The sequence below is a fragment of the Oscillibacter hominis genome (assembly GCF_014334055.1).
Lineage (GTDB): Bacteria > Bacillota > Clostridia > Oscillospirales > Oscillospiraceae > Oscillibacter > Oscillibacter hominis.
In genome coordinates, this window is record NZ_CP060490.1 from 1,112,679 (window position 1) to 1,127,223 (window position 14,545).

Genomic DNA, 14,545 nt, shown 5'->3' on the forward strand with positions numbered 1-14,545 from the left:
ATTCAAAAAAGGCTTCAGCCGTTCAGTGTTTCCTCCAGGGCCCTCAGATCCACACCCAGCTTGTCAAAAGAGACAGGCAGTTGGGAGATGCTGACCTCAATCTTGCGCATCTCTCCGGTGACATGGGCGGAGGCGGTTTCAAAGGTGGAGGTGAGCGCCCAGTACTGCTGCTTGCACTGCTGCAGCAGCTGGTTGAGCCGTTCGTTTGTGGCGGCCTCCAGTTCATCGGCGCGCTTGCGGGCCTCGCATTCGATGTTGCCGATGTGCTCCTTTGCCTTTTGATAGGAGTCCGCCTGAGGCTTCAGCTCCTGCACCTGGGCAAGGAGGGCGTCGCGCTCCGGCTTCAGGGCGTCCAACTCACGCTTCAGGGCATCCCTGGCCGCGGACTGCGTTTCCAGTTCCTCTTTCAGACGGGTGCATTCCAAACGGCAGCTCTCCGCCTCCTGACGCAGGGCCTCCAACTGGGTCTGTGCGGCGGTCTGCTCGGTCCGCAGAGCTTCGTTTTCCTGCTGCAGGGCTTCCATGGCGGCTGTAGTTTCCTGAGAGGTCTTTTCAATATAGCTGATAACGTCCTGACGGTCAAACCCGCCGAACATCACACTTTTAAATGTATTGCTTTCCATTGACCCACCGCTTTCTGTGTAAATATAATCATATCTTATCATAAAAGGGAAAGGTTTACAATACTTTGCTTTACCGGGTGTGAAAAGGGCGTGGGATTTATTGATCAAGCGCACGTCGGCCTTGCCGATTAAAGGGAGCAAGAAAATTGAAAAAACTATGAAAAAACTCTTGCATATTCAAGAGGCATGTGGTAATATAATTAAGCTGTCTGTGAGGACAAGCGCCGTTAGCTCAGCTGGATAGAGCGTCTGGCTACGGACCAGAAGGCCGGGGGTTCGAATCCCTCACGGCGTACCAAAAAGCCGCTTAGAGCCGCAAGGCTTTGAGCGGTTTTTTGTTTTACTGAGAACATATTTAGTTATGGTGTACTATTTTGAAAGCCCCTGGAGAGAGTACTCTCTCCAGGGGCTTTCCCATTGTCATGAACATTTGAGGAGCGGAAAAAGAGCATTTTTCCCATTTTTGAAAAATAACTTTCTGTTTGCAGAATATTCGCACAATTTTGCGAAAAATCTGTGGTACTGTCAAAAAAATGCAGGATATTACCACAGAAAGAGAGAAAAAAAGTGAAAATATTTGCATATCACGGGATGAAAAATGTGTCGGGGTCCCGCATCCGCCAGGCAAGAAGGGCGCTGAAACTGTCGCAGACAGAGCTGGCGGCCCAGCTGCAGGTCCGAGGGGTGGTCCTTGAGCGGGATACCATCAGCAGGATGGAGATTGGGGACCGGATTGTAGCGGATTATGAGCTGCGCACGATGGCGGAAATCCTGAAGGTGGATGTGGCGTGGCTTCTCAATGTGGAAGAAGGGGAGGAACAGTGGGTGGGCCAGGCCGGCGAGCGGCCCGACGCCTATTGATCTTGTGTGAACAAGAGGGGGGATGCCATGTTATCCACGCGGCTGCAAGATGCGGGAAGGGGTGCAGGTGAAAGAAAGAGAGGTCATATGTCAACTATTGGGATGGGAATGAACCAGTGCTGCCCGGAGGAAATCAGGTGGGCTTCAGGAACAGCCATTGACAGACTGCCCCACGGAATTGCGGGAGGAAAAACGTACATATTAGGCTGTTGACTGAGGCATACCTCATAGCGGCGTGAGCCGGCGTTAGGTAAAATTTTCCTATATTCTGTCGAATTGGGGAGGTTTTGCTGATGCGTCAATATAAAACACTGCTTCAGGTATTTCTCCGCAACTCGATCTATACCTACCGCAAGGAGAAGGGATACAGCCAGGAACGGATGGCGGAACTGCTGCACATCTCGCCCCGGTCCTACATTGACCAGGAGCATGGCAAGTACAGCTTCTCGGCCCTCTCCGTGATCTTTTTCCTGATCTCAATCCCGGAGGAGCTGGTATTGAGTCTTTTGCGCGCATTCAAGAAGCTTGTGCAAGAGGAGGAAGAGCATGGAGACGTGGCATGACGGGGAAAAGCTGCTCTCGGATATATACGATCTGCTGTACCGCCTTGGATTGACGGCGAACTACACCGGCTTCTTCCGGATCTCCTATGCGATTTTCCTGTCGGTGGAGAACCCGCAGAGGCTGGCGCTTGTGACAAAATGGCTGTACCCGGAGGTGGCAAAGCACTACGGGACAACGTGGCAGGCGGTGGAGCGGAACATCCGGGCCGCGGTGACCCTCATATGGAACCACAGGTCGCCGCTGCTGCCGGAGCTCTTTGGGGTGCCGCTGCCGCCCAAGCCCCGCAATGCCCAGTTCCTTGCCGTTGTGGCCGGCTACTTTTCCCTTTCTCCCGTTGCGTAGAAGGGAGTACTGCGCAAGATCCATTCATATCAAAGGCCCCCGGGGAATATTCCCCGGGGGCCTTTGATATGAATTTTCTTCTATCCCACTGCTGCCAGCAGACAGGCACCGGGACCCATTTGACTTTCAAATTTCGCATAGGACAAAAAGCCGAGGGAACTGACAGGGCAGGCGTGTTACAGTTTATTGTAGTAGGCAAGGGTGGTATCTACAAACAGCTTTGCGGCGTTGGAGAGCTTCGCATTTTTATTATATGTAAGGGAGATGGGATAGATCAGCTCCGGCTGACCAATGGTAAAAAAGGAGATGTTTTCCGGAAGGGAAAGGGACTGGGTCGCAATTTCCGGGACAAAGGAAAAATAGTTGCCTTGTGCCGCCAGGTAGAGGCCCGTTTGCAGGTTTTCAATGCGGATCACATCGGTGGGTGCAAAGCTCACCTTGGCAAAGTAGCTTTCAATGGACTGGGCAAACCCCTGACGGGTGGTGGTCAGGATCAGTCGCTCTTGGCGGAACAGGCGAATGTCTACATTGATGAAGTCATTGTACTCCGAATGGCTCAGCCGCAGCTGCTTCACAATGGGGTGGAAGCTGCTGCCCACCAGCAGGACACGCTCATCGCACAGGGGAATGAATTGTAGGAAAGGATATCGGCTGGAGGCGCCCATCAAACAGATGTCGATCTTATTCTTGATGATACCGTCCGCCAGGGCGTCGGACACCCCTTCGATCACCTCTATTTTCACAAAGGGATATTTCTCCTGAAAAAGAGGGAGGACCTGCGGCAGGAAACAGCTGGCACGCCACGGCCCCACGCCGATGCGCAGCGTCTCCACCACATTCTCTTTCAGATTTTCGATCTGTGTCATGCACTGTTTTTCCAGGTCTATGCACTGGGTGACATAGCGGTAGAAAACCTCCCCGGACCTGGTCAGCTTCAGGGGAAGGGACTTGCGGTCGAACAGCTGTGTGTTCAGAGACTCTTCCAGCCGCCGCAGGTATTTGCTCAGGGCAGATTGGGAGATCAGCAGGTGATCGGCGGCCTTTGTGACGCTGCCGTACTCGGCGATCTCCAAAAAGAACTCGTACTTTTCAGAAAACATAGATGCAATCAGTCCTTTGATTAGGATGGGGAGATGTAAAACATATTCTAAACAAATTGTGCAATAAAATCAAATTTTTCTGATTCATTAGATATATTGCACAAAAATACAAGATATAAAATGGATATTACAACTGATAAAATTTGGATTTGAAAGAATATGATTATTTCGTCATAACTATTTTGAAAATATAGATATTTGCAAAGGAATCCGGGAAATGGTAGAGTGACAACAGCAATTAGTGATGAAGTTGTTAGAAGAAGTGGAGTGAAAGAAAGAATCAACCATTCAGTGATTGCATGTCAGAAATGACGAAACCAACTATAAAAGGGAGGAAACGCAATGAAAAGAGTAGCGGCTATCTTGTTATCAGGACTAATGGTATTGAGCCTGCTTGCCGGCTGCGGCTCCACCGGTGGAAGCGGGTCTGGATCAGCTTCCGGTTCCGGCGGAGGCGGCGGACAGACAGGGGGAACCGTCAAATTCTCCATCGGTGCATCCTCGGTGGGCGGCGGTTTCTACAACGGCGCTTCTTCGATCTCCACTGTTGTCAACTCCAAGTTAGACGGCTATGAAGCCACCGTCGAGGTGACGGGTGCTTCGGCCAACAACGCGCTTCTGACCCAGGCCGGCGAAATCGAGATGGGTATGTGTGCCACTGAGGTGATGTATGAGGCATACAACGGTCTTTATGATTTTGAGGGCCAGCAGGCCTGCCCCGACATCCGGGCGGTCATGCCGGGCTGGGGCGGCATCTACATGTTCATCACTTTGGCAAATTCAGGTTTTGAGAGCCTCTATGACATTGAAGGCGTGGCCTGGTCCGGCGGTCCTGTGGGCAGCTCCAACCAGAGTTTGATGAACCGCGTGCTGGATGTCTGCGGCATCAGCGTCGACATGTCCAACCTGCCCAACTCCGATGCATCCCGCGCCTTGGGCGACGGCACCATCAAGGGCTTTACCCTGGCCCATCCCGCCTCTGCGGTCAGCGAGCTGGAGGCCACCAACGAGGTGAAGATCCTGACCATCCCCGAGGATAAGGTGGATGCATTCAAGGAGAAGTATCCTCAGTACGTCTGGCTGGATATCCCCGGCGGATACTATAAGGCTCTGCCCGAGGACACCACCAATGTGGGCCTTTACAACATGGTGATCTCCAACCAGAACGTGGATGAGGAGTTGGTGTATCAGGTGGTTAAGGCCTGCTATGAGAATCAGGACCTCATCAAGAGCATCTTTGCCCAGTTCGGCGATGAGATGTCTCTGGAAAACATCAACTACTCCACCATCCCCTATCATGCCGGTGCGATCCGCTATTTCGAGGAGGCCGGCATTGAGGTACCCGACGACCTGATCCCGCCCGAGTGCAAGTAAGACAGTGACTGATTGAGGATATGTATGATGGAGGACATTGTACATATCCTCAATCTCAAAAGGGTAGCAAGCACGTCTGCCTGAGCCATAAGCGCCTGAGATTGCAAAGGCGCAGGAGGGAAATAAAGTATGAGTGAAAAAATAGACAACATTGTGAAAAAGGTCATCGCAGTGGTCGGCATCATATTTGGTATCTATCACATTGTGGTGCTGAACTTCGTGCCCCGCCCCGCAATGGCCTTCCGAAGTTTCCACCTGCTGTTGGTGCTGCTTTTGACTTTCCTGATCTATCCCACCTTCAAACCAAAAGAGGGAGAGAAAAAAAGCCTTGGCCTCGTGAACCTGATCTTTATCGTCTTATCCATTGCCAGCGTTGGCTATGCCTATTTCAACATTGAAAACATCCTGCTGCGCGGCGGTATTTTTACCACGCAGATGGATATTATCATGGGCCTCATTACACTGCTGTGCGTTCTGGAAGCCACCCGACGGACAAACGGGCTGGCCCTGCCCATCATCGGCGGCGTATTCATCCTCTACGCCTTTTTGGGCCAGTACCTGCCCGGTATGCTGGGTCATTCCGGATACAGCGTCAAGCGCATCATCACCACGCTGTACACCTATGACGGCGTATTTGGAACGGCGCTGGATACGGCGGCCACCTTTGTGGTGATGTTCGTGATTTTTGCAGCCTTCCTGGAAAAGACCGGCGCCGGCGCCGCGTTCTTTGATCTCGCTGCTTCTGTTGCCGGCGCGGCCCGGGGCGGACCCGCCAAGGTGGCGGTGATCGCCTGCGCCCTGTTCGGCACCATTTCCGGCAGCGCCGTCGCCTGTGTGGCGGCCTGCGGATCGATCATCATTCCTTTGATGATCAAGATGAATTACGACAGGACTCTCTCCGCCGCGTCCGTTTCAGCGGCATCCATCGGCGGACAGATTATGCCTCCGGTCATGGCGGCCGGCGCCTTCCTGATGGCAGAGTACCTGGGCATGAAATACCTGGATATTGTGGTTGCAGCCATCATTCCCGCGGTGATGTACTTTTTCACCATCTGGATCTCCGTGGACGCCATTGCCGCCAAGAACGGTTTGAACGGCCTGAATAAAGATGAGCTCCCCCAGCTCAAAGCGGTGCTGAAAAAAGACTGGCCCCTGTTCCTGCCCCTGGTACTGCTGATTGTTCTTTTGACGGTGGTGGGCTACTCCGCCATCAAGTCTGCCTTCTTTGCCATGGTGGCCTGCATCGTGGTGTGCATGTTCAAGAAGGAAACCCGCATGAGCGTCAAGTCCATTGCTGAGACGCTGATCGCATCGGCCAAGGGCTCGGCCTCCACCGCTTGTGCCTGCGCCTGCGCCGGAATTGTCATTGGCTGCATCAGCCTCACCGGCCTGGGACTGAAGATCTCCAGCCTGATCATCGGCCTCTCCGGCGGAAACGTGCTGCCGGCCCTGATCCTGAGTATGTGCACGGCAATCCTCTTTGGTATGGGCCTGCCCACCACGGTTTCCTACATACTCTGCGCCAACGTGCTGGCCCCTGTGCTCACCAGTATGGGCATCGTGCCTCTGGCGGCGCACATGTTCATCTTCTACTTTGCCTGCCTCTCCGGCATTACGCCTCCCGTGGCCCTGGCCGCCTATACAGGCGCCGGCATCGCCGGCTCCAAGGCCATCCAGACGGCCAGCGAGGGCTGCAAGCTGGCGATTGTGGCATTCTTCGTCCCCTATATGTTCGTCTACAATACCGCTTTTTTGATGAACGGCGGCATTTTGGATATCCTGTGGGCCGTGCTGTGCGGCATTGTGATGTGCTATGCTCTGACCGCGGCCATCCAGGGCTATATGGTCCAGCGCCTGGGCGTTTTGCTCCGGCTGGCGTTCTTTGTGTGTGCGGTGTTTATGTTCCTCCAGTTCAAAATCTGCGACGTGATCGGCCTGGCAATCTTTGCCGTTTTGATGGCCCTCCTTCTGCTGCAGAAGAAGAAGGGCAACACGGTGAGCGAGCCTGCCGTCTGAAGAATTCTGAATAAAATTGAAGGGTGAGACTATGAGTTACAAAATTGGAGTTGACGTTGGCGGTACCTTTACAGATGTCTGTATGTTCAACCAGGACACCGGGGAAGTGAATGTCTATAAGCTGCCCTCCACCCCCTGGGACCCCTCCGAGGCCATCGGAAACGGCGTGAAGGAAATCCTGGAGCTGCACGGCGTATCCCCCGCAGCGGTGTCCAACCTGGTCCACGGCACCACGGTGGCCACAAACGCCACGCTGGAGCGCAAGGGTGCCAAAACGGCGATCATCACCACCAAGGGCTTCCGGGACCTGATCGAGCTGGCCCGCCAGACCCGTGCATCCCTCTACGATACCCAGGTGGAAAAACCCATCCCCATCATCTACCGCAAGATGCGCAAGGAGGTAGATGAGCGCATCATGGCCGACGGCACCGTATTCAAGGCGTTGGATACCGCCGAGGTGGAGCGGCTGGTGGATGAGCTGAAGGAAGCAGGAGCGGAGGCTTACGCGGTCTGCCTGCTGCACTCCTACATCAATCCTGAGCATGAAAAGCAGATCAAGGAAATCATCCTCCAGCGCCATCCTGAGGCCTATGTCTCCGTCTCCAGCGAGGTGCTGCCGGAAATCCGGGAGTATGAGCGCATGACCACCACCGCGCTGAACAGCTACATCGGCCCCAAGGTGGGCATCTACGCCAAGCAGTTCAAGCAGCGCGTCAAGGATATGGGCATGGACCTGACTCCCTATATCAACCAGTCCAACGGTGGCCTGATGAGCATTGAGACCACATTTGAAAACCCCATCCGCACCGCGCTGTCCGGCCCTGCCGCCGGTGTGTCCGGAGCCAATTACATCACAAAGCTGGCAGGCGTAAAGAACATCATCACCTTTGACATGGGCGGCACCAGCACCGACGTCTCCCTGATCGAGAACTACTCTCCCAAGCTGACCACCGCCAAAGCCATTGCCGAATTCCCCGTGAAGGTCCCCATGACCGACGTCACCGCAGTGGGCGCCGGCGGCGGCTCTATCGCCTGGATCGACAACGGCGGCATGATGAAGGTCGGCCCTGAGAGCGCCGGCGCCTATCCCGGCCCCATCGCCTACAGCCGGGGCGGCGACAAGCCCACTGTGACCGACGCCAACGTGGTGCTCCACCGGCTCAATCCCAAGGTCATCTTGGGCGGCCGCATGGAGATCGACGAAGAGGCGGCCTACAAGGCCATTGAGGAGAAGCTGGCGAAGCCCCTGGGTATGAGCGCTCTGGACGCGGCCCGCGGCATCATCACCGTGGTCAACTCCAACATGGCCCGCGCCATCCGCGTGGTCTCTGTGGAGCGCGGCTATGACCCAAGAGAGTTCGTGGTGGTGGCTTTCGGCGGCGCGGGGGCCCTCCACGCGGTCAACGTGGCCAAAGACCTTGGCATCAACAAGGTCATGATCCCCTGCAACCCCGGCATCCTCTGTGCGGTGGGCCTTCTGGTATCCGATATCCGCTCTGACTATGTGAAGACCAGCATTGCGAACTTTGTCCCCGAAAATATCGACCAGATGAACGAAAACTTCAAGGAACTGACCGATAAGGGCGACGCCTGGCTGGATGATGAAAAGATCGACGAGGAGCATAAGGTCATCATCCGTCACGCCGACATGCGTTACTATGGCCAGAACTTCGAGCTGAGCATTGAGATCCCCTACAAGGAGATCACTAAGGACAACATCGACGAAATCCGCGACCTGTTCCATCAGGCCCATAAGCGGGAATACGGCTACTGCAACGAAGGCGCACTGGTGCAGATTGTAAACTACCGCGCCACCGCACTGGGCAAGGTTCAGACCATCGAGTTGGTGGAGCACCCCATTGAGGGGCCGGATGCCTCCGCAGCCGTCATCGGCAAGCGGGATGTGTACTTTGAAGAGGCCGGGGAGTATGTGGACACCAACATCTATAACCGCGACCTGATCAAGGCCGGCAATGAGGTCCAGGGTCCAGCCATCATCGAGCAGATGGACTCCACCATCGTGGTTCCGCCGGGACATACGGCCCGTGCAGACAGATATCTGAACCTGATGATCAGCTACGAGGCGAAATAAGGGGGCGTGGAAATGTTTAACTATATGAAGGTTGATCCGATCACTGTTGAGGTTTTGAGCAACGCGTTCATGTCCATCGCGGAGGAGATGGGCGGCATCCTGGTGAGAACCGCATACTCCACCAACATCAAGGAAAGAAAAGACTGCTCCTGCGCAATCTTCAACGCCAAGGGCGAGACCATCGCCCAGGCGGAGCACATCCCGGTCCACCTGGGGTCCATGCTGGGCATTGTGCAGAAGATCACCCAGAAGTACGACCCCAGCGAGATTGAGCCGGGCGACATGTTCGTCGCCAACGACCCCTACAGCGGCGGCGGTACCCATCTTCCGGACATCACCATTGCGGCACCCATCTTCCACGACGGCGAGATCGTCGCCTATGTGGCCAACATCGCCCACCACAGCGACGTGGGCGGCCGGGTGCCCGGCAGCATGTCCGGCGACAGCACCAGCATCTTCCAGGAGGGTCTGCGCATCCCGCCCATTCACATCATGAAAAAGGGCAAACTGCTCCAGGACGTGATGGACGTCATCATGCTCAACTGCCGCACGGCCTTTGAGCGCACCGGCGACATCATGGCCCAGGTGGCAGCCAACACCATCGGCGCGGAGCGCACCGTGGATGTCATCAACAAGTACGGCCGTGACATCGTCCTTTCCGGCATGGAGGAGCTGATGAACTACGGCGAGCGCAAGATGCGTGCCGGCATTCATGAGATTCCCAACGGCGAGTACGAGTTCGAAGACTATATGGACGACGACGGCATCGATATCGGCAAGCGCGTGCCCATCCACCTGAAGCTGACAGTGAAGGACGAGAGCATGTATCTGGACTTCACCGGCACGGCTCCCCAGGTCAAGGGCGCGGTCAACGTGGTGGAAAACGCGCTGAAGGCCACGGTGTACTACTCCCTGAAGGCCATTGTGGACCCCACGTTGCCCCCCAACGGCGGATTCTACCGCCCCATTGAAATCTACGCCCCGGCGGGCACCCTGGTCAATCCGAAGGTACCCGGCGCCTGCGGCGCAAGAACCGACGCCTGCCAGCGCGTGGCCGACGTGGTGTTCGGTGCCATGGCCCAGGTGGTGCCCAAGCAGGTGATGGCCGGCTGCAACAGCGCCGTGACCACAGTCATTTTCTCCGGCAACGATGAAAAGCACGACCGGTTCTTTGTCTATCCCGAATCCCTGGGCGGAGGCTTCGGCGCCCGCTACAACAAGGACGGTTTGGACGGCGTCCACGTCCACATCACCAATTCCTCCAACCTGCCCATTGAGTGCATGGAGGCGGAGTACCCCATCATGGTGGACCGTTACGAGATCCGAAACGACTCCGGCGGCGCTGGCGAGTACCGCGGCGGCCTTGGCTACAGGCGCGACTACCGGATTTTGCAGGATACCATCTTCGGCTCTCACGGCGACCGTCAGAAGGTAGCGCCCTGGGGACTGGAAGGAGGCCTGTCCGGTGCTCCCGGCCGGTTTGTCATCAACCCCGAAACACCTGGTGAAAAGGTGCTGCCCTCTGCAAAATCCTCTGAGATTGAGCTGAAGGAAGGCGACATCATGAGCGCCCAGACGCCAGGCTCCGGCGGCTATGGCAATCCCTTCAAGCGCCGCCCCGAGTATGTGCTGGAGGATGTGCTCAACGAGAAGGTCAGTGCGGAGAACGCCAGGACGCTCTATGGCGTTGTCATCAACATGGACACAAAGACAGTGGACGAGGCTGCTACCGCCGCCTTGAGAAAGTGATGCAGGTCACACTCCCGGGCCAATTCCGGAACCCCTCCACATCCATTTTGGCCCGGGAGGCCAGGCGGCAGCGGTGACGCGTTGAAAAAGGGCTGCGGTGCAGATACTGCACCGCAGCCCTTTTTTTGTATTTTACAGGAATAAGAATCGTCTGACGCAAAGCGGGAACAATCATATTGCAGAGAATCGGACACGGATAAGAAACTGTTATGACAGTATTCAAAAAATGTCTGAATGGGAAGAGAGAAATGCTATTGCTTTTTTTGGTAAATCTTATATAATAAATGATGTGTTTTAATGCTGGAAGTTTCCATAATTTACACAATATGTAGTAAAGAAGGTGACACGGAATGTCTCTTGAGGCCATTGAAAAAATTTCGGGCGCCGAACAGAGTTTGCAGGAGGAGAAGACTGCGGCTGCAGCTTCGGCGAAAAAGCTCCTTGCCGATGCCGAGCGCGATGGAAAGGCGCTTGTGGAAAGGACCAGAGCTGAGGCGGAAGAGCGCGGTAAGGCGCTGCTTGCCCAGGCGGAGGCGCGGGCTGAAAAGCGGACGGCTGAAATCATGGAGGAGGCCGGGCGCGGCGCAGAGGAGCTTTGCCAGGCAGCCTCCGGCAAAATGACCGAGGCTACGGAGTTTATTGTCAGAAGGGTTGTGAGTCGCTGATGGCCATTGTCAAAATGAAGCGGCTCCGTGTCATCGCACTGGCAAGCCAGCGACAGGAGCTGCTGGACCGGCTCCTTCGGCTTGGCTGTGTGGAGATCAGCGAGCCGGGGGAGAAATTGGCCGATCCCCAGTGGGCCCATCTGCTGAGCAAGAGCGGTTCCGCCCTGATGGACACCAGGAGCAGGATCGCCGGCGTCAATGCGGCCCTCTCTGCAATTCGGAAATATGGGAAAGTGTCAGACGGCCTTTTTGTCAAGCGGAGCGCCATTGGTGAGTCGGAGTTTTTTGACCTGCGGCCGGCACAGCTCAGCGATGAGGTCAACGGGCTGCTCCAGACCCTGGGCCATCTCCAGGGGGAGGAGGGACGGCTGATTGCAAGGCGCCAGTCTCTGACGCCCTGGGCGGAACTGGACCTGCCCCTGGAGCGGGAAGGGACCCAGTGGGCGCTTTTCCGTCTGGCCGTCTGTCCGGCGGGAGCCGATCCCGGGGAGATGCGCAATCAGCTCTCCGAGCTGGCTGCGGAGCTTTTTGAGGTCAGCGCCGACAAGCAGCAGCGGTATCTGCTGTTGGTCGTCCACCGCTCGGATGAGCAAAAGGCCATGGAGATTCTGCGGCCCCACGGCGTCAGCCTGACGTCCTTCAAGGGGTATACCGGCACTGCATCTGAGAACCTGGCCCAGATCGACCGGTCGCTGGAGGAAAACCGCAGAGGCCAATCGGAAACGGCGGAGGCCATTGCAGCCCATAAGGAGGACTATGCCAAGTTGCGCATCTACGCGGATCAGCTGAATGTGGCGGCGGCAAAGGAATCCTCGGCTGAGCGGCTGATGACCGATGGCACGATTGTCTTTTTTGAAGGCTGGGCGCCGGCGGACTCCATAAGCCAGCTCCAGTCCCTCTTTGAGGAGAAGGGATGCGCCTGGGAGGCGGAGGATCCGGCTCCGGAGGAGTATCCCCAGGTTCCTGTGAAGCTGAAAAACAACCTCCTGACCCGGCCGCTGAACATGGTGACGGAGATGTACTCCCTGCCCGCCTATGACGGCGTGGACCCCAACCCGCTGATGGCGCCGTTTTTCATTTTGTTTTATGGCATTATGATGGCGGACATGGGGTATGGCCTTCTGATGATGCTTGCCTCGGCGGTGGTGTTGAAGAAATACCGGCCCAAGGGTACCATGAGCCACTTCTTCGGGCTTCTGGGCCTGTGCGGAGTCAGCACCTTCCTCATGGGCGCGGTCACCGGAGGCTTCTTTGGCGACTTTTTGCCCCAGGCCGCGAAGATCATTAACCCAGGTACCACCTTTACCGCGCTGCCGTCCCTCTTTACGCCGCTGGACGACACGCTGATGATCCTGGTGGGGTCCATGTGTCTGGGCGCGGTCCAGATCATCACCGGCATGGCCATCAGCTTTGTGGAAAAGCTCCGGCGGGGCGAGGTGATGGACGCCATCTGGGAGGAAGTGACCTGGTGGGTGGTCTTTGCCGGGATCGCACTGGCTATCCTGGGCGTGACCAACCTCCTGCTGATCGCGGGCATCGTGATGGTGCTGGTGGGCTCCGGCTGGAACGCAAAGGGCTTTGGCAAGGTGACGGCCGTCTTCGGCTCCCTCTATAACCATGTGACCGGCTATTTTGGAGATATCCTTTCCTACTCCCGTCTGATGGCCCTGATGCTGGCGGGCAGCGTCATTGCCCAGGTGTTCAACACCTTGGGCGCCATCCCCGGCAACATCGTGGTATTTTTGATCATCTCCCTGGCGGGCAACGCCCTGAACTTTGCCCTGAACCTGTTGGGCTGCTATGTCCATGATCTGCGCCTGCAGTGTTTGGAGTATTTCGGGAAGTTCTACAAGGACGGCGGAAAGCCCTTCAGACCCCTGGAGATGAATACAAAATTTGTGGATATTGTAAAAGAATAAGGAGGAAATTATTATGACTGACATTGCACAGATGGTAGAACTCCAGCAGAGCCTTACGTTCCTGGGAAGCATCGGCGGTTTGGCCCTGGCCCTGCTGGGCGCCGGTTTGGCGGCGGTCCTGAGCGGCATCGGAAGCGCAAAGGGCACCGGCATGGCCGGCGAGGCCGGTACGGGCCTGCTGTGCCAGGACCCCTCCAAGTTTGGTAAAGTCATGATCCTGCAGGTGATCCCCGGCACCCAGGGCCTTTACGGCCTGGTGGTGTGGTTCTTTGCCATCTTCCGCATGGGCCTTCTCTCCGGCACGCTGCCCGCGCTGACCATTGCCCAGGGCATGCAGTACTTTGTGGCCTGCCTGCCTATGGCGCTGGGCGGCCTCTTCTCCGCCATCGCCCAGGGCCGTGTGGCCGCCGGCTCCATCAACATCCTGGCCAAGAAGCCCGATGACTGGTCCAAGGGCATGGTGCTGTGCATCACCGTTGAGTTCTACGCCATCTTGTCTCTGCTGGCCTCCATGCTGATGATCATCAACATCAGCAAGTAAGCGGGGACGGAATCATGAACGGCATCGACAGAATCACTGACCGCATCCGTCAGGACGCCCAGGCCGAGATCGATCAGATCCGCGCCGAGGCGGAGGCGGAGGCGGCCAAGGTCCGCTCGGCCTACCAGGCCCAGGCGGACCGGGAGAAGAGCGAGTTGGACGGGCGCAGCGAGAAAAATGCCGCCGAGCGGGAAGAGCGCTTGGTCAGCGTGGCCCACATGGAGGCCCGCAAAGTTACGCTGTCGGCCAAGCAGAAAATGCTGGATGAGGCCTTTGCCAAGGCGCTGAACCAGCTTTGCTCACTGCCCGAGGAGGAGTATGTGGAGACGCTTGCCCAACTGATGGTGCAGGCAGCCCAGACCGGCAGGGAAGAGGTCATCTTTTCCCCGGAGGACCGCAGGCGCGTCGGCAAGGCGGCTGTGGCCCGGGCCAACGAGCTGCTGGCCAAAGCCGCGGCTCCGGACTTTCAGCTGGGCGACTCCAAGGTGGGGGCGCTGCTGAACAAGGTGGCCACCAGCGTGTCCGCGCTGGCGCAGGGGACGGCCATGCTGACGCTCTCTGAAAAGACCCGTGACGTCCGCGGCGGATTCATTCTTGCGGACCAGAACGTGGAGGTCAACTGCACCTTTGAAACACTGGTGCGCCTCCAGAAGAACGAGATCGCCGGCGAGGTGGCCAAGATCCTGTTCTCGTAAGGAA

General features: G+C 56.6%; 13 protein-coding genes and 1 tRNA gene. 12 read left to right on the plus strand and 2 right to left on the minus strand.

All coding sequences use genetic code 11. From position 1 onward, the window contains the following. Window positions 1-14: 14 nt before the first annotated feature. Window positions 15-623 carry a hypothetical protein gene (locus tag H8790_RS05585; protein ID WP_187333906.1) on the minus strand — a complete coding sequence of 203 codons (609 nt, stop codon included), beginning with the start codon at window positions 621-623 and terminating at the stop codon, window positions 15-17. A 221-nt stretch (window positions 624-844) separates the two neighbouring features. Between H8790_RS05585 and H8790_RS05590 the strand changes: the two genes are divergently transcribed. The 4 genes from H8790_RS05590 to H8790_RS05605 all read left to right on the plus strand — a co-directional run bounded on the left by H8790_RS05590 (window position 845) and on the right by H8790_RS05605 (window position 2,390). Continuing rightward, a tRNA-Arg gene (locus H8790_RS05590) sits at window positions 845-921 on the plus strand. Window positions 922-1,190: 269 nt separating this feature from the next. Next, window positions 1,191-1,484 (plus strand): helix-turn-helix domain-containing protein, encoded by a 294-nt coding sequence (locus tag H8790_RS05595; RefSeq protein ID WP_187331908.1) that lies wholly within the window; start codon window positions 1,191-1,193, stop codon window positions 1,482-1,484. 293 nt (window positions 1,485-1,777) lie between these two features. Further along, on the plus strand, window positions 1,778-2,047 hold the full coding sequence (locus H8790_RS05600) for a helix-turn-helix transcriptional regulator (RefSeq protein WP_187331907.1): 270 nt from the start codon (window positions 1,778-1,780) through the stop codon (window positions 2,045-2,047). Then, entirely contained in the window at window positions 2,031-2,390 is a 360-nt protein-coding gene (locus tag H8790_RS05605; protein ID WP_187331906.1) for a sporulation initiation factor Spo0A C-terminal domain-containing protein, read from the plus strand. The genes H8790_RS05600 and H8790_RS05605 overlap by 17 nt, the downstream gene beginning before the upstream one ends. Before the next feature lie 176 nt (window positions 2,391-2,566). On the opposite strand, the gene H8790_RS05610 is transcribed toward H8790_RS05605, so the two are convergent. Then, window positions 2,567-3,490, minus strand: coding sequence for a LysR family transcriptional regulator (locus tag H8790_RS05610; RefSeq protein ID WP_187333907.1), 924 nt, complete (start codon window positions 3,488-3,490; stop codon window positions 2,567-2,569). A gap of 342 nt (window positions 3,491-3,832) precedes the next feature. Between H8790_RS05610 and H8790_RS05615 the strand changes: the two genes are divergently transcribed. From H8790_RS05615 to H8790_RS05650, 8 genes are all read left to right on the plus strand, one after another. Beyond that, the gene (locus H8790_RS05615) at window positions 3,833-4,864 is read left to right on the plus strand and encodes a TAXI family TRAP transporter solute-binding subunit (RefSeq protein ID WP_187333908.1); all 1,032 of its coding nucleotides are present in this window, start codon (window positions 3,833-3,835) and stop codon (window positions 4,862-4,864) included. A gap of 129 nt (window positions 4,865-4,993) precedes the next feature. After that, window positions 4,994-6,880, plus strand: coding sequence for a TRAP transporter permease (locus H8790_RS05620; RefSeq protein WP_187333909.1), 1,887 nt, complete (start codon window positions 4,994-4,996; stop codon window positions 6,878-6,880). 31 nt (window positions 6,881-6,911) lie between these two features. Then, the gene (locus H8790_RS05625) at window positions 6,912-8,972 is read left to right on the plus strand and encodes a hydantoinase/oxoprolinase family protein (RefSeq protein WP_187333910.1); all 2,061 of its coding nucleotides are present in this window, start codon (window positions 6,912-6,914) and stop codon (window positions 8,970-8,972) included. 12 nt (window positions 8,973-8,984) lie between these two features. Next, window positions 8,985-10,721 carry a hydantoinase B/oxoprolinase family protein gene (locus H8790_RS05630; protein WP_243208577.1) on the plus strand — a complete coding sequence of 579 codons (1,737 nt, stop codon included), beginning with the start codon at window positions 8,985-8,987 and terminating at the stop codon, window positions 10,719-10,721. Window positions 10,722-11,071: 350 nt separating this feature from the next. Next, the gene (locus tag H8790_RS05635; protein WP_187333911.1) at window positions 11,072-11,386 is read left to right on the plus strand and encodes a hypothetical protein; all 315 of its coding nucleotides are present in this window, start codon (window positions 11,072-11,074) and stop codon (window positions 11,384-11,386) included. Continuing rightward, window positions 11,386-13,305: a V-type ATP synthase subunit I gene (locus H8790_RS05640; protein ID WP_187333912.1), complete on the plus strand. Its 1,920-nt coding sequence runs from the start codon at window positions 11,386-11,388 to the stop codon at window positions 13,303-13,305. Before H8790_RS05635 ends, H8790_RS05640 begins: the two co-directional genes overlap by 1 nt. A 13-nt stretch (window positions 13,306-13,318) precedes the next feature. Then, on the plus strand, window positions 13,319-13,846 hold the full coding sequence (locus tag H8790_RS05645; RefSeq protein WP_241426677.1) for a V-type ATP synthase subunit K: 528 nt from the start codon (window positions 13,319-13,321) through the stop codon (window positions 13,844-13,846). 14 nt (window positions 13,847-13,860) lie between these two features. Continuing rightward, on the plus strand, window positions 13,861-14,541 hold the full coding sequence (locus H8790_RS05650; protein ID WP_187333913.1) for a V-type ATP synthase subunit E: 681 nt from the start codon (window positions 13,861-13,863) through the stop codon (window positions 14,539-14,541). The last annotated feature ends 4 nt before the right edge of the window (window positions 14,542-14,545 follow it).

What these genes read in the sequence shown, in the direction of transcription:
- H8790_RS05585 (WP_187333906.1), bottom strand. Translation starts at nt 623, where the DNA reads ATGGAAAGCAATACATTTAAAAGTGTGATGTTCGGCGGGTTTGACCGT.
- H8790_RS05600 (WP_187331907.1), top strand. Translation starts at nt 1,778, where the DNA reads ATGCGTCAATATAAAACACTGCTTCAGGTATTTCTCCGCAACTCGATC.
- H8790_RS05605 (WP_187331906.1), top strand. Translation starts at nt 2,031, where the DNA reads ATGGAGACGTGGCATGACGGGGAAAAGCTGCTCTCGGATATATACGAT.
- H8790_RS05610 (WP_187333907.1), bottom strand. Translation starts at nt 3,490, where the DNA reads ATGTTTTCTGAAAAGTACGAGTTCTTTTTGGAGATCGCCGAGTACGGC.
- H8790_RS05615 (WP_187333908.1), top strand. Translation starts at nt 3,833, where the DNA reads ATGAAAAGAGTAGCGGCTATCTTGTTATCAGGACTAATGGTATTGAGC.
- H8790_RS05620 (WP_187333909.1), top strand. Translation starts at nt 4,994, where the DNA reads ATGAGTGAAAAAATAGACAACATTGTGAAAAAGGTCATCGCAGTGGTC.
- H8790_RS05625 (WP_187333910.1), top strand. Translation starts at nt 6,912, where the DNA reads ATGAGTTACAAAATTGGAGTTGACGTTGGCGGTACCTTTACAGATGTC.
- H8790_RS05630 (WP_243208577.1), top strand. Translation starts at nt 8,985, where the DNA reads ATGTTTAACTATATGAAGGTTGATCCGATCACTGTTGAGGTTTTGAGC.
- H8790_RS05635 (WP_187333911.1), top strand. Translation starts at nt 11,072, where the DNA reads ATGTCTCTTGAGGCCATTGAAAAAATTTCGGGCGCCGAACAGAGTTTG.
- H8790_RS05640 (WP_187333912.1), top strand. Translation starts at nt 11,386, where the DNA reads ATGGCCATTGTCAAAATGAAGCGGCTCCGTGTCATCGCACTGGCAAGC.
- H8790_RS05645 (WP_241426677.1), top strand. Translation starts at nt 13,319, where the DNA reads ATGACTGACATTGCACAGATGGTAGAACTCCAGCAGAGCCTTACGTTC.
- H8790_RS05650 (WP_187333913.1), top strand. Translation starts at nt 13,861, where the DNA reads ATGAACGGCATCGACAGAATCACTGACCGCATCCGTCAGGACGCCCAG.